The 15222-nt window shown below is 33.5% G+C and carries 14 protein-coding genes; 2 read left to right on the plus strand and 12 right to left on the minus strand.

The annotated features are described in order from the left end of the window. Window positions 1–53 precede the first annotated feature (53 nt). The 10 genes from WCV66_RS19055 to WCV66_RS19100 all read right to left on the minus strand — a co-directional run bounded on the left by WCV66_RS19055 (window position 54) and on the right by WCV66_RS19100 (window position 10999). Window positions 54–1184, minus strand: a complete 1131-nt coding sequence (locus tag WCV66_RS19055; protein ID WP_338786536.1) for a hypothetical protein — start codon at window positions 1182–1184, stop codon at window positions 54–56. Next, window positions 1168–2511 (minus strand): F390 synthetase-related protein, encoded by a 1344-nt coding sequence (locus tag WCV66_RS19060; RefSeq protein WP_066337437.1) that lies wholly within the window; start codon window positions 2509–2511, stop codon window positions 1168–1170. Before WCV66_RS19060 ends, WCV66_RS19055 begins: the two co-directional genes overlap by 17 nt. After that, a complete protein-coding gene (locus WCV66_RS19065) occupies window positions 2504–3352 on the minus strand; it encodes an MBL fold metallo-hydrolase (RefSeq protein ID WP_338786537.1) in 849 nt (282 codons plus the stop codon). The genes WCV66_RS19060 and WCV66_RS19065 overlap by 8 nt, the downstream gene beginning before the upstream one ends. After that, window positions 3342–4334, minus strand: coding sequence for an NAD(P)-dependent oxidoreductase (locus tag WCV66_RS19070; protein ID WP_338786538.1), 993 nt, complete (start codon window positions 4332–4334; stop codon window positions 3342–3344). Before WCV66_RS19070 ends, WCV66_RS19065 begins: the two co-directional genes overlap by 11 nt. Continuing rightward, a complete protein-coding gene (locus WCV66_RS19075; RefSeq protein ID WP_338786539.1) occupies window positions 4331–5488 on the minus strand; it encodes an ATP-grasp domain-containing protein in 1158 nt (385 codons plus the stop codon). Before WCV66_RS19075 ends, WCV66_RS19070 begins: the two co-directional genes overlap by 4 nt. Further along, window positions 5478–6467, minus strand: a complete 990-nt coding sequence (locus WCV66_RS19080; protein WP_338786540.1) for a beta-ketoacyl-ACP synthase III — start codon at window positions 6465–6467, stop codon at window positions 5478–5480. Before WCV66_RS19080 ends, WCV66_RS19075 begins: the two co-directional genes overlap by 11 nt. A gap of 276 nt (window positions 6468–6743) precedes the next feature. Next, window positions 6744–8120 carry a Mur ligase family protein gene (locus tag WCV66_RS19085; protein ID WP_066337443.1) on the minus strand — a complete coding sequence of 459 codons (1377 nt, stop codon included), beginning with the start codon at window positions 8118–8120 and terminating at the stop codon, window positions 6744–6746. Window positions 8121–8203: 83 nt separating this feature from the next. Beyond that, window positions 8204–8662, minus strand: a complete 459-nt coding sequence (locus tag WCV66_RS19090) for a CotY/CotZ family spore coat protein (RefSeq protein WP_338786541.1) — start codon at window positions 8660–8662, stop codon at window positions 8204–8206. Window positions 8663–8755: 93 nt separating this feature from the next. Then, entirely contained in the window at window positions 8756–9763 is a 1008-nt protein-coding gene (locus WCV66_RS19095; RefSeq protein ID WP_338786542.1) for a YheC/YheD family protein, read from the minus strand. A 12-nt stretch (window positions 9764–9775) separates the two neighbouring features. Beyond that, window positions 9776–10999, minus strand: a complete 1224-nt coding sequence (locus WCV66_RS19100) for an ATP-grasp domain-containing protein (RefSeq protein ID WP_338786543.1) — start codon at window positions 10997–10999, stop codon at window positions 9776–9778. A gap of 161 nt (window positions 11000–11160) precedes the next feature. On the opposite strand from WCV66_RS19100, the gene WCV66_RS19105 reads away from it, so the two are divergent. Both WCV66_RS19105 and WCV66_RS19110 read left to right on the plus strand, forming a co-directional pair. Next, complete coding sequence (locus WCV66_RS19105) at window positions 11161–12237, plus strand: YheC/YheD family protein (RefSeq protein ID WP_338786544.1); 1077 nt, start codon at window positions 11161–11163, stop codon at window positions 12235–12237. 102 nt (window positions 12238–12339) lie between these two features. Beyond that, window positions 12340–12480, plus strand: a complete 141-nt coding sequence (locus tag WCV66_RS19110) for a hypothetical protein (RefSeq protein ID WP_185653181.1) — start codon at window positions 12340–12342, stop codon at window positions 12478–12480. A 77-nt stretch (window positions 12481–12557) separates the two neighbouring features. Here the strand turns inward: WCV66_RS19110 and WCV66_RS19115 are convergent, their stop codons facing one another. Together WCV66_RS19115 and WCV66_RS19120 are read right to left on the minus strand one after the other, a co-directional pair. Then, window positions 12558–13463, minus strand: a complete 906-nt coding sequence (locus WCV66_RS19115; RefSeq protein ID WP_338786545.1) for a fumarylacetoacetate hydrolase family protein — start codon at window positions 13461–13463, stop codon at window positions 12558–12560. A gap of 30 nt (window positions 13464–13493) precedes the next feature. Then, a complete protein-coding gene (locus WCV66_RS19120; protein ID WP_338786546.1) occupies window positions 13494–15128 on the minus strand; it encodes a glycoside hydrolase family 43 protein in 1635 nt (544 codons plus the stop codon). Between the last annotated feature and the right edge of the window lie 94 nt (window positions 15129–15222).

Consider the following 15222-nt stretch of genomic DNA (forward strand, 5'->3'; position numbering starts at 1 on the left):
TAAAATAAAATACCATTATACAAAGCACTTTGATTATTTATTCTTGCATCAGCTTAGAATCTCATTTTCCTAGCAAGTGGCTCAATAACATTATCCATTATCATTTTTAGACTATTCCAAGCAAGCATTGATTTAAATGATAAATGCTTATTGTAATAGTATGTATATTCTATCCCTTGCACTGATCCTCGTTTCCTCTTAAATGAACCTGCTCCTGCACTTCGATGTCCCATATAGTTTTTATCGATTATTTCCTTCGTAATAAGCATAGACAATACTCGATAAAGCCCTGCCTCTTTTTCCCTCTTAATTTCATACCCTAATATTGGTGTTGTTAAAACCCCACCTCTCACAAAATAACCAATCACACCAATTACTTTTGCCTCTTTCAATACAAGTTTAAATTGTAATGTATTATGTATCGCAGCATTTTTAAAAAAGTGTTCTGTAAATTGAGGGTTGTTAATGGAGTATTTATCAATATATAACTGGTTGTATAATTCCTCAACTTTCTGAAAATCGCCTGATTGTATATCTCTTATTTGATAATTAAATTTCTCCAAAAGCTTTTTATCTTGATTAAGTGCTTTTCGTTGTTTTTTTGTCAGTGGTATACTGGGATCAAATAGATAAATCGAGCGGGACATGATTCGTTTGTAGCCTTCACTATTAAAACTACTAATCATTTGGTTATGAAGAGTTTCATTTATCGAACGCATGAGGATCGTATGCTGTGGAAATTGATTGGTAAGAAAATCTGTCATTTTTTTAATCTGATCACTTGTTAAACTAGGATACAGATTTGTAGACAAAAGCCAATTATTTACAACAACAACTTTATTTATATTGCTTTTACGAAGCAAAAATCCAATGCCTTCAATAATATACGAAAGAAAAGCCTCTAAGCGTTTATTTCCTAGTTCCCATAACTCTTCCTTTGCATAGCTAATATAATGAGTATAAGGAGAAACGACATACGAATTAGTGAATTCTTTTTGATTTAGTGAAATTGGTAGAAGAATATCATCAATCTCCAGTAAATATATTTCAGTTTCAATATTCTCTATATATTTGTTTATACCATCCTTCATTAATATCTCAAAATAATTCCTTATCAAATGACCATCTTTTTTTGTTGACCACTCAATGGAATCGATGTTTTTTGCATCATACAATTTTACCATCGAAGTGTCCTCTCATCGCGTTTTCGATTCGCTTCCTTTTTTTATCTGATGGAATTAAATCGTAAGGTAGAAAGTGGATATCTGGTACGACTAATCGATTTTGATTCCATAGCTTTGTTATCTCTGATATGACTGCTTCTTTCACTGTTTCTGAACTTGCATTTACCTTTAGTTTTACTTCAATAGTTTTCAGATCCTTTTGAGTTACCTTGTATTCAAGAATATGATCTGATGCTAGCATAATAGCTCTTCGAATAAAATCAGGAAACAGAACACCTACATCTCCTCCAACTTTTTTGAAACCATAAAATAAATCATCACAACGTCCATCAATGCGTTCTAATGCTAAAAAGTGTGATCCACAGGGACAAGGAGCTTTCCGTTCGATAAGGATGTCATTTAGTCTATAACGAATAATTGGCTGGGTTGTTCTTGTAAAATCAGTTAAGATTGGCACAAAAATTCCTTTTTCTTCGTCTAAATATTCCTTTTGAACAGCTACTAAATCTTCATTCATATGCAGCGTTCCATGTGAGCATGTAGCTGCTAAAAATCCTTCTGTACATTGATAAACTTGGTGAAGTGTTTGCTGAAAGACTTTTTCAATAAACCTTTTATCAAGGTCCTCTAACACTTCAGCAACTGAGACGATTTTTATTGGTCGTATCAGTATTTTATCTTCAATCTGCCATTCTGCTAGTTTTCTTAACATTGACGGAGGAGCTATTATGATGGTCGGCTTTAATTCATTTAAACGGTGAATATGTGTTGAAAAATCATCCAAAAGGTCAAAGAACTGGAAGGTTATTCGACCATTTTCGGTTGTGCTATACAAATTGTTGTTTGCCCTAAGGAAAAAAGCAATTTTCTGCTTCTCAATTAGGCTACCTGGTAATAATTTTGCTAAAACAGCTCCAGCCCACATTTCAGCTTCTTTATCACTAACTAAAAATACTCCTCGGTTTCCGCTTGTACCTGACGATAGGCCTATTGAAATATCAGCTATTTTCGCTGTGAAATCTCTCGTTCTCTCTGCTTCAAACGCTATTTCAAGAGCTCTTTTCATTTTGATTCCAACGGTATTAAAGTCATCGAAATGGTTCATCATAATTGATTTATCAATAATCGGTAGCGATTCCCAATGATTTTCTTGTAATTCATTTTGAAAATCTTCATAGAATTCTCGGTAAAAAGCCGAATGCCTTAACACAAATGATAATTGCTTTTTAATTTTCTGTTGCTGAAAGCGTTGCAATTCCTCCTTGGATGAAAATCTTCTACCGTATTTGGTTAACACATATTGTTTCACTAAATTAAGCTTATTCATAAACAAACCCCTTTTTCACAAGCTCCCACGTTTTTTGACAATGTGTTGGTAAAATATCTATTTCAGAATTTGTTCTTGATAATTGATGAAGTTTTATTACATTTTTCTTATACGCTTTGATATCTTCAATTAATAAATTTGCAACTTTATGAGGGAAAATGAGTTTTTCATAGGCTTGGCTTAACCATACCGCATCAGCACATAGTAAAACCCTTTTTCCACTCTGAAGATTCACAAAAATACCAAATTGTCCAATCGCATGTCCTGTTAAATCTACTGCGATTATCGAATTATCTCCGAACACATCAAATCCAGTAGTAAATTTCCCATAGCCATTGTCTAGCTTAATTTCAGCTTGATCAATGAAAGAAATACGCGTATCAATGTCCTCTGGAATCAAATCTAGTAAGCATCCTTTTGTTAAAGCGTGCAATTTACTCATTGATTTAATAGGTTCATAGCCTTTTCTAAATGTTAAAATTTTCGCATCTGGGAAATCCTTCAACCCACCAGTATGGTCGCCATGAAAATGAGAAAGTATGATCGTATTTATATCCTCAGCCTTAATCCCGTCTTTTTCCAATTGTTTCTTTATCGACTTTTCTTCTGTAAAGAAAACCGGTGTTAACTTTGCATATAGTGAATAGGGGAATTTTTTAGTTGCTTCGCTAAAATGTGTTGTATAGCCCGTATCGAAAAGGATATACCCCTTTATTGGATGCTTTATTAAAGCAACCGTTGCAGGGAACTCTATTGACTTTAGTGTTTCATTTGGTAAAACTATCTTTTCCGGGTGTGTACAATAACCGCATTCGTAAAGCTTTAACGTACTAATTTTCATGTTTTTTCCACCATGCTACGAACTCCTTTGTCCCCTGTTCTATTGAAACAGCAGGAATATAGCCCAATTCTTGTTGAGCCTTTTCCAGTGATAATGTTTGTGATTTCGAAAGAATACTAACAGTATACCGAGTTAGTAATGGTTCTTTTCCACCTAAGAAAATGGTTGATATGTATTCAAGTGTCCTAGCTATAAAAAAAGCCTTGTTATAAGAAAGTTCCTTATAAGATACAGTCTTACCTAGTTGACCCATCACTTCTTCAAGCATTTCATATAGATTTACTCGTACACCATTTGTAATATTATATTTTCTACCTAGTGTTTCTTCCCTTGATGTTAGACAAAGCAATAATGCATCAACAACATTTTCTACATATGTAATATCGACTTCGACATAGCCCTTTCCGATCTTTGGAAACATGCCCTTTTCACATACTTTAATTAACCTAGGTAAAATTGCATTGTCACCCGGACCAAAAATAGCTCTTGGACGGATTGTAATTGTTGGCAGGCCTTCATGAAACGCTTTATCAATCTCTAATTCTGCTATATATTTCGTTTTCGCATAATGGTTAACGAACTTTTTAGGTAATGGATCAGATTCTTTTACATTTATACGCTCATCATAGTAAAAATAAAGGCTAGGTGTCGATACATGTATGAGCCGTTTCACATACCATTTCTTACAGCCTTCAATGATGTTTTTAGTCCCTAGAACATTTGCTGCATAAAATTCCTGATATTTTCCCCAGGGAGAAGATAGTGCACCACAATGAAATACATAATCTTTATCTTTACAAAGTTCAATGATTCTCTCGCTGTCCTCTAAGTTCGCTTCTTCAAATCGAATCCCTACCTTTTTTAACCTCTCCCCCACCTCTTTATTTCGTCCAATGCCAGTAACATTGTATCCAAGTGAAACAAGTCGAAAAGCTAATTTCTTACCTAAAAATCCTGTTGCACCGGTTACTAATATGTTCAAGAATGTTCACCATCCCAACTAATATCATACGTTGACTGCTCTAGCATAGTCAGTTTATTAATACGACTTGCCCTCCACAAAAAGTACATACTCACAAATTGATAGAAAAAAGGCTTTATATCATTTTTTCGAAATGTAATATCTTTATATGTTGCAAGTATTTGAAACCATCTTTTTACTTGCTTCATCGATTTAAAATTGTTTCTGCCAAAAAGAAGAACACCTAACTTAATAGCTTCTTTTGTTTCATTTTTAGGATAAAGGAGATCTTTCTGTTCACCGCTTATTACTTTGGCGATTTCTTTCCCAAATAAATGCAATCCACTTGTTGCCCTTGGATTGCATTCTATTGGGATAGCTACACCAGCATGAGTGACGATAAAATCAAATGATATTTGTCCTGTAAATGATAGCTTCGCAACGATTGATTTAACAAATTGCTCAATTTCTGGTTTTTCTGTATATTGATACGAGAGTGTTGCACCTAAGCCAGCTGTGAATTCGGATTTATATACAGAATGTGCTAGTAATTTCCCATTTCTAGCGAATCCATAAGAACAGTATTGGTTTCCATATATTCGCTCCTGCACTATCCAAAGAGAATCTTCAAATACTTGTACCGGAAATTCTTCTCCTTCTTTTAGAAAAATTACCGAATCAGAAAACCTAGAATAGACTTTTTTCAATACTAGATCACTATGAAATTCCTTCATAAGAACTGGTAGATTTACTTGTGATACTAGTAATTTTGTTTTTGGTGTATTAAGCCCAAGTTCCTCAACAAATCGGATGAACCTTTCTTTATGATGAAGTAGTCTCATTTTTTCAAGATCATCGACTATTACATCACAATAAGTTGATAATTGCTCTTTATACATTGAAACATAGAAGGTCTCTTCACAAGTAGGCATTAGTATATCTATTCGTCTTTTTTTAATAACCTGTATTAAGCAGTTAATAAATTCTTTCGTTTCATATTTTGGAGAAGGGTATAAAAAGAATTCTTTTATCCGATTAGTGGTTTTTGCAAGCGCATATGGGACACTATCGGCAGTATAAACATCCATTCCTCCATTTTCTAACACTCTGCATAAGTGAAGTGTAACGGGTGCTCTAGCTCCTGTTATCAAAACTCGCTTTCTCTTAATATTCAAGTACGATGCCTCCAATGGATAATCCAGCTGAAGTTCCTAATAGTAAAACTTTATCTCCTCTTTTCACTCTTCCTTGTTGAATAGCTTCAAATAACGCCATTGGAATCGATGCCGCAATCATATTTCCATAGTTTTCAATAATATTCATAAACCTCGACTCTTCTACTCCTAGCTTTTTCCGGATTATCTTCATCGCAGATGCGCTTGCTTGGTGAGGGATCACCATATCGATATCTTCCATTGTAAGATTTGTAGTTGAAAAGAGTGTTTCAATAAACCGTGGCAGAAGTTTAAAGGATAATTTAAAGATGGCCCTCCCATCCATATCAAATAAAAAATCATCTTTTGTTTGTTCGTTATATTCTCTAGGATGGATTTTAGTGCCTCCACCTCTAATTTCAGATAAATGAGCACCAGCACTATATGTTTCCATATGTGAGCATATTATTCCTGAACCATCCGTTGATTTGGATAAAACAACCGCAACAGCACCATCCCCAAACAAAATTGAGCTCTCGTCTTGATCCCAGTTTAGTCCTATTGATGAAATCTCAGAAGATATTATTAATACATTCTTATACCTACCACAAACAATTGCATAGGAGATCATATCTAGAGCGGTAACAAAGCTTAAACAAGTTGAGTTAATATCAAATGCAGGAATACCAGAATACTGAAGACCTAGTTGTTCCTGAAGCAATGCGGCATTACAAGGGATTGCTTGCTCAATCGTACCACTCCCACTAATCAAACAATCAATATCTGTTAAAGTTAGACCAGCATCTTGAACTGCTTTTTTAGCAGCCTCTGCACCCATATAAGAAGCTGTTTCATCTCCAACAAAATACCGTTCCTTCACACCTGATTTTCTTTCAGACCACCCACTTTTTGTTGAAAGTAATTGATCGATTTCTTCCGATTTGATCAATCGTTTTGGTAAATATGTGCCGATACCTTTTATTTTTATATTACGTTTCATTTATGTGCACCTCAATGTTGATTTCAGTTGTACTTAATCTATGAATGGCTCTTAAAAAATAGTAGAAAAGGTACTATTTTATTCGTATCTTCTCCTTACATCTTACCTTTTTTCATTCTATTGGAATATATCCGAAATTCGATTTATAGTGTTTTCTTGAAATTATTTCATTTATCCGTTCTATTAAAATTTATTATTTCCCAAAACAAAAAATGGGTCAGACCCGTTTAAAACTAAGGGTCTGACACTTTTTTAGCACCATCTCATATATCTTGTTTAAAATTGTGTTAATTTTTTTATTAGCCCACTGTATGAGAGATTCATAGACGTTTTTACTAGTATACATGTATCACGATCAGAAGTTGCTTGTATTATATCAAATGCAGCTTGTTGATCATAAGCATGGAAAACTTTATTTGTATCCATTCCGAGTTCAATTGCTCGATCACTCATTATCTTTGATTTTTCTCCGATTGTAACAAAGAAATCTACTTTACTGTTTACAACAAGATCAGCTACTTTCATATATTCATTTACAAAAGATTGTCCTAGTTCCTCAATATCACCTAGAACGACAATTTTTTTATTCGCTTTACTAGCATGTTGTAGTACATCCAATGCAGCTTTTATTGATGTAGGATTTGTACTCCATGTATCATCGATAATTTCACATTCGTTTATCCCTTTTTTAAATTGGGTATGGCGTCGAACATGCTTGAATGATTTTAAACGTTCGATTGCTTCGATTATACCGATATTTAATTCCATACAAACAGCAATTGCGTACAATGCGTTATAAACATTATGTTCCCCAAAACCTGGTACATAACATGGATAGACCGTGCCATTATATGTTAAATTAAATCGCATTCCCTTTTTCCCATATCTAATATTACTAGCTGTAAACATCGTATCCTTCTTTAAGCTTACATAAACAATTTTCCCTTTAAAATCATTTAAATTTATTCTTTTTGTATATTCATCATCTGCATTTAATACGAGTACACCCTTATTTTGTATTGCTGTTAGCATTTTCGCTTTTTCCTCGATGTATTTATCATGCTCGTGAAATCCTTCAAGATGATCCACACCAATGTTTGTGATAACGCCAATCTCTGGCTTAAAGTAATGTGCTGTGTAAAGCATGTTATCAGGGCTGTCTACTCCCATTTCTATGACAGCTACGTCTGTCTTATTATCAATTTGCATGAGATATTTAAGATTTCGTGATAATCCATTTTCACTTAACCTAGTTTTGACTACATTTAAATCTTTCGATAAAATCCATGCAATCATTTCTTTTGTTGTTGTTTTACCACAAGTTCCTGTAACACCAATTATTGGAAGCGAAAACAAACTTCGATAATAGCTTATAAATCTATAATAAGCATTTTTTACATTCTGAACATAGACAATAGTAATTCCCTCATCCTTAATACTTTTAACATATGATATGTTACTTACTACAAGTACACATTCATCTACATCACTAGGAATTTGAATCTTTTGCTTTTTCATATGAAAATAAATTGAATGATTTGTGATTGGGTATTTCTTACCTTTTGCTACACTTTTTATTAAGGGGTTTTCTTGCCCCTTTATGATTTCACCTTTTAACACAGGAAGAATACTTACAAGTCTGAGATGTTCCATAACTCACCTCTCTTTCTGTTAGAATATTTTGATAGGTTATATACTAAAAACCTGAAAGATTATTCTCCAGGTTTTTACTCCACTCATCTTGGCTCGATAATAATTTTTCTAGTTAGTAACTTAACATTAAGGCAGTGAATTGCACAAAAACAGGATAGATCAACGGCGTAACAAATCGGAGTTCTTTCTAATCTTACAATTTCACAAATCTCTTTTGACAAACATCCATCTATGTCAAATGGTTTTAACAAAGAAAGAGTTGCACACTTTTGCTTTTCATCTATATTTTCTACTCGAAAAAAACTAGTACAAAATGAGTCCACTTTTTTATCTTCAAATTGATCAGAAAAATATCCTGTTAACTCGAACAATCCGCTATCATTCCATAATATAAAAGGAATCGTATCTACTACTTTTACATGTTCACATCGATCTTTGAAACTATTTAATGATGGATCTATTTTAAAGTCTTGATGGAATTTAATTGTTTTCAATGGCTCTAAAATGCATAAGTTCCTCATTTCCTTACGGGAATCAATCATCCATCCTCCTACCCCATTCTCCGTTTTCTCCCTATATAGTATAAGTTTATTAAACAAATTGTGATTATACTCTGTAAATAAGGTTGCCTAAAATTAGTTTGCATGTAGACTCATTGCATAAGGAATCATTTGTTTAGCAACTTCAAATTCCCTATGTTTAGAGCCTGGTCTCCAATTAACTTCATAAATCCAAAGCTTCCTATTTACATCGATTCCTACATCAATTCCAAGTTCATCAAAGGAACAGTTGTAAATTTGATCAAGATGTTCAGAAAACGATAAGGCAAAGTTTTGTAATAATTGAACTACCTGTGGACTCTCTTGACCAAATTCCTGATCTAAGAAAGAAGTTAATTCCCCTCTAAATCCCCCACTGCTAATATTACTTGTTAATTTTCCATCCCCATTAATTCTTGGGTAGATAAGAGCTATCACCCACTTTTTATTTTCATTTTTTTGAACATGTAACCGAAAGTCATACGCTAATCCTGATTTTGTTTTACACTCAATAAAGGGCTGCATAATATATTTGTTCTTTAGTTTTCCCTTCAAATGATCTTCTAGCTCTTGCCTTGTTATTCGTTTCAGTTCTTTACCATGCAAAATTGAAAGTTTATCTTCCTCTAGTTGTTCAATAAAATAGATGTCTATTCCCTTATTACCCGACATTGGCTTCATTACGATTTTGGAATGTTTTTTTAAATAGGATATAACCTGTTTTTCACGCAGGATTCTTTTTGTCGGTATTAAGTAGTCTGCAAATGCATTTTCTGTTTTTACTTTTTTATATACCTGTAATTTATTTCCTACTGAATGACTAGTAAATGGAATGTCTTGTTTCAATCTCCTATAAACCACCACTTGTTCCGCTGATTTTGGACCACTACTGTTTATTACAACATCTGGAAATTCTGTTTCTGATTGAAGCCATTCTCCATCTTTATATTGCCAGCTGTTAATTTTTCTTCGATTAAAATCAATACTGCTATAGGAAAAATAAATAAAATCTACACCTTCCATTTTTGCAACTGCTGCAAAAGCATATGCCTTTTTTACCTTTTCCGGATTTTTTCGATAATGGAGCATACCAATTAAAGTCATGTTCGATCATCCTTATAGTGGAACTAAATAAAACTTTATTTCTTTAGCGGCTTTCATTGCAATCCTTTTAGCTTCTTCAGGTGTGTCAGATGCTGCAAGTACATATGCGTATCTGTCACCCATTGACAATGGAATTGTTAAAATTGTTCCTTTCCTCGGTTTAACATAAACTTTTCTAACTCCATTTATGGCCGAAGCTCGATTCTTCCCTGTTATTTTTAACAATCTTCCTGTTGAATTAACTGTTATATAATGTACGTAAACATATTTTTGTTCATTAATAGTTTGAAAAGATTTTAAACCTAAGGTTAACTTTATAATTTCTTTTGCTAAATTTATCCCTGTACTTTCCATAATGATTTCATTCATTGCACCACCAGAAATTCGTGGATTTATTTCGATTAATTTCCATTCGTCATTTACCAACCTCATTTCTAAGTGACAGCTACCATCCGTAAATTCTATATATTTTAGTATGCTTGTTACCGAGTCCATTAAATTTGTATGGGTTTCTTCAGATAAAGTTGCAGGATATTCATATCCTGTTACAATAAAACGATATTTATGATCAATTTTCTGTTCAACTACTCCAGCAAACTTTATTTTCCCATTACATACAACAACTTCTATAATGTATTGGATTCCATTTAAAAATTCCTCAACCAGAATTGAGCTTCTTGGATCTTTCTTTCTTAAAAACAATAAACCTTCTGTAAATTCTTCAATATTTTTTGCTAAAATTACATCTTTTGAGCCATTTGATACTGGGATTTTAAGTACAAGTGGGAATTGTTCCTTTATCTTTTCAATACAAAGCTTTAGAGGTGCATCAAAGGGAAGAATTGTATATGTTGGCGTTGTAGGGTGAGTGACTAAATGATCACGAATTCTTGTTTTATCTTCCATCCTATAAAGTGCTTTTGTAGAAAAATGAGCTAGACCTAAATATTCAGATAGTCTTGCTGCTACATACACAAAAGGATCAATGAAACTAATACAACCCTTTATCGAGTTACCCAACTCAGACAATCTATCAATCTCTCTTATTAGTTCTTCACTAAATGATAATTTTTTTAAATAAATCATCAAATGGACATCTGGGAACTCTTCACGTTGGCGGAAAAAATTTTCTCTATCAGTGAATAATACAGTGAAATATCCGAGTTCTTCTGCTGCTCTTATTGCATCCCTGCTTGATCCAGATTTATTCGTACCGATAAATACAATCGTGTTCATATTCTCTTCAACTCCAAAAACGTAAAGTGAGACTTCTAAAAGGTCAGGAAATGGCTTTAATCATAATTTATTCATGTTAATTTCAATGTGTCATTTTTTTTAGTATGTTTCGAAAAAATCCAACATCTAATAAATATATATGGTAGTAGGAGGTTTTAGTTGTGAGGACAATTGGGGTTTTACTGACAGAAAGAACATACCAGTCCATAAAAAAAGGAACTCCTCCCCGTTCAATTACATTTTACGAAGAGGTTGCTAGTTTAAATAAGTTATCAATCGTTTATACCTGCCCTTCGCAAATAAATGAAAATTATGTAGAGACTGGCTTAGCTTATGATGCGAATTTAAAAACATTTCATGAAAAATCATGCCCACTCCCTTCCATTTTTTATAATCGTTCAAACTTCAATAATAGTAAGTCCATAAAAAAAGTGAGTACGCTCACACAAACTAATATTGTTGTTTTTAATGCCATCCCTTTTAGAAACGGAAAGCATAAGATAAACAACATTTTACAAGGTTATGACATGATAAATAAACACCTTCCGAAAACAGCTATGACCTCAGAAACTTCGCTGTTCAAAATGATGAAAAAATATTCGATGCTTATTCTAAAGCCATGCCATGGTAGTAAAGGAAAAGGAATCATGTCTCTTGAAGAAATTAACCAGAATGAATGGTTGCTTATTTATCAGACCAAAAATGGGAATAAGAATGAAATCGCGGACAAACAGGAGATTGTGAAGCTAATTATGAATAAAATCAACGAGAAAAAATATATAACACAAGAAAAAATTAAACTAACAACGATAGATGATCGCCCCTTTGATATTCGAGTTATTCTTCAAAAGAACGATCAAGGAGATTGGAATGTCACAGAGATGTTAGGAAAACTTGCCGCAAAAGGTGAATTTGTTACGAATGTTGGACATAGAGGGGAGTTTGATTTATTAGAGTCCTATTTAAGAAATCATCCTTCATTATCCTCATCAAGCATTATGGTTCAATTAGAACAATTGTCTAAGCTTATCGCTTTTAAATTAGAAGAACACTGCTTTCTACTAGGTGATTTGGGTTTTGATTTTGGTGTAACAAATGAGGGAAAAGTTTATTTTATAGAATGTAATTTCAGGTCACAATATAACATGCTAAAAAGCAAAGAAAATCTTTACTACCTATGGAAACAAATCCATACCCAACCAATTTTATATGCGAATTTTTTATTAAATAATCATTAGAAATACATTCATTACAATTGACACCCTTTAAGTTGAAATAATTTTAATGTAAATAGGAAAACTAAGCAGGATCAAAGTATCTTAATAAAGGAGGTTTTCAAAGTGTCAAAGAAAAAACAAACACCTTCACCAGAGGTTGATCAAAAACAACTAGTCAACGACAAGGTTGAAAAGTTACGGGAAAACAATTATGAAGATGACCACATTCGTAAGGTAACAATAAGTGGTGCTGATGGTCAATAAGAACTAGGTTTTAATTTACAAAGCCTGCGAATTTAACAATTGCAGGCTTCTTAGATTTACTAAAAATATTCGTTTAATTACAAGGTTGGAAGTGTTTGAGAAATCTGTTTTTTTACCGTGTTCTCCAAAATACCTATTCCCTCTATTTCAATTTCAATACGATCATTATGATCCAATGTAAATTCATTTGGAGGTACAATACATGTTCCTGTTAGTAAAACAGTACCATCAAATATTTCGTTATCTTTTAATAAATAGGAAACTAGCTCTGTATAGCTACGTTTTAATTGCTCTGTATTTGCACTACCTTCAAATACCTTTTCCTCTTTTCGGAATATTCTACATGTAATATCAAAGTTATATGGATCTTCCACCGTTTCTGCTAAACGAATTGAAGGACCAATCGAACAAGAATTTTTCCAGACTTTTGCTTGTGGTAGATACAAGGGATTTTCTCCTTCAATATCTCGACAGCTCATATCGTTTCCAATTGTATAACCAATGATTTTTCCTACCTTATTTATAACCAACCCTAGCTCGGGCTCAGGAATTTGCCAATTTGAGTCACTTCTTAAATAAACTTCACCTCTAGGTGCAACCGTCCGAGCACTTGTTGATTTGAAAAAGATTTCAGGACGTGCTGCGTTGTATACCTTATCATAGAACGTTTCTTCTTTTTCCTCATACCCTTGGGAAGCCTCGTAATTTCTTGCAAGCTTGCTATTTTCATAAGTCACGCCTGCAGCCCAAACTTCAGGGGCATCGACTGGTTTTAACAAATCTAGATCATTTAAGGTCAATTTCATTGGAAGAGAATTTTCAATGACTTCTTCAATAAGTAACAATGGAGTTTTCCCCTTATTTTCCGCTTCCCTAACTAAAGATAAAAAATCTGACTGAGGTAGAACATATATTTTATTTTCTACAGTCAACACAGCTAAAACGCTTTCATTTAATTCGTTTTTATACCGTATTATATTCATTTTAAGTTCCCCCAGCTATTTAATATGATATTAAGAAAATCTAAAAACCTGATCTGAATTAGTTCCAATTTCACTTTCCTCTTCAAGGAACTCTTTATAAATAAAGTATTCAAAATCAGCTTGCTTTTTTGAACCGCTTAAATCTTGAACACACAGACCGATAAATGTTCCTGTAAAGCGTATGTAATCACCGTATTCATCTGATAAATGACAAATATCGATTACTGAACCAATCTTGTTCCATTTATCATCATTTTGCGAATAGGTATAATAAAATTGCAAGTTCTCCCTTTCGATAACAGCTTTTAACTTACAAGTTTTTCCTTCCTGAAGAGGGATATCTTTTTCTAACAATTCATCATATTGCCCATTCTTTGTTTGGATGATGTTCAAACACTTACCTAGCTCCTCATCATTGGATATCCGTAAATATACATAATCATTTGTGTCGTAATAAACAACTAGCCCTGCCATTTGTTGAAAATTTTCTGGATTGAATTCAATTGCTGTTTCAACTTCACAATTAAAACTTTGTTGCCTTCTTGCTACTAAACTTTGTTTATGTGTGGATGATAGCGATTCCATTCCTTTCAATCTTAAAAAACCTTTTCGTTCTGTTAAAGATATCCATGAAGGATCTGTTGGAATCCGTAATGTACTCCAATCAAGCTGTAAAGAGTCTGATTGAAAATCATCTTTTATCAAAATTGGATCAAATGGATGGGGATCAATTTTAGGTGCCTCAACATGTAAGGACGGTGTATTTCCACCACCAAAGATTCTCAGCCAACCATCTTCAGTCCAATAACAGCGTTGGATCGCTGTCTCTCTTCCTAAATTACAATAGTTATCCTTTAAAGGTCGTCCACAAAGATGTGCTAGATACCACTCATCAGTGTGTGTTTGCACAAGACTACCATGTCCCGCTTTCTGTAAGGCTAGTTCTGGATGGTTAGCAGATGTTAGAATTGGATTTATAGGATCAACTTCAAAAGGTCCAAAAAGCGATTTAGACCTAGCCATTATAACGGCATGTTTATATTCTGTACCACCTTCTGCTGTCATCAAATAGTAATAACCATTTCGTTTATAAAGATGTGGCCCTTCCGTTAGCTTAAGGTCTGTTCCCTTAAAGATATTTTTCACTGGTCCAATTAGTTTTTTTTCTTCTATCGAGTATTCTTGAATTACAATACCAGCAAACGAGTTTTTCCCTTTTCGACCATCCCAAAGCATGTTTACTAACCACTTCTTGCCATCGTCATCATGAAACAGTGAAGGATCGAATCCACTGCTATTTAGATAAATGGGTTCAGACCACGGCCCCATAATATCTTGAGCTGTCACCAAATAATTATGAGTATCCTTATATGCTCCTTTTCTACTTTTTACATCAGTATAAATCAAATAAAAGGTGCCCTCTGAATAGGTCAAACAAGGTGCCCAAACTCCTCCAGAATTAATATTACCTTCCATATTCACCTGTGATTTACGTGTTAAAGCATGTGTTAATAATCTCCAGTTTACTAGATCCTTTGAATGGTGAATTTGTACTCCAGGAAACCACTCAAAAGTAGATGTTGCAATATAATAATCATCCTCCACTCTTAAAAACGAAGGATCCGGGTTAAAACCACGTAAAATTGGATTTGTTATCTTTTTCATCTTTACCTCCTCAATTCTACCATACTAGTATGGCTATGATGGTGTAATGATAGGATGAATTTGCATCCATCCCCTTAAATTAGTCTTAAATTTA

Origin of the sequence: Metabacillus rhizosphaerae (genome assembly GCF_037201795.1) — a bacterium.
Lineage (GTDB): Bacteria > Bacillota > Bacilli > Bacillales > Bacillaceae > Metabacillus > Metabacillus rhizosphaerae.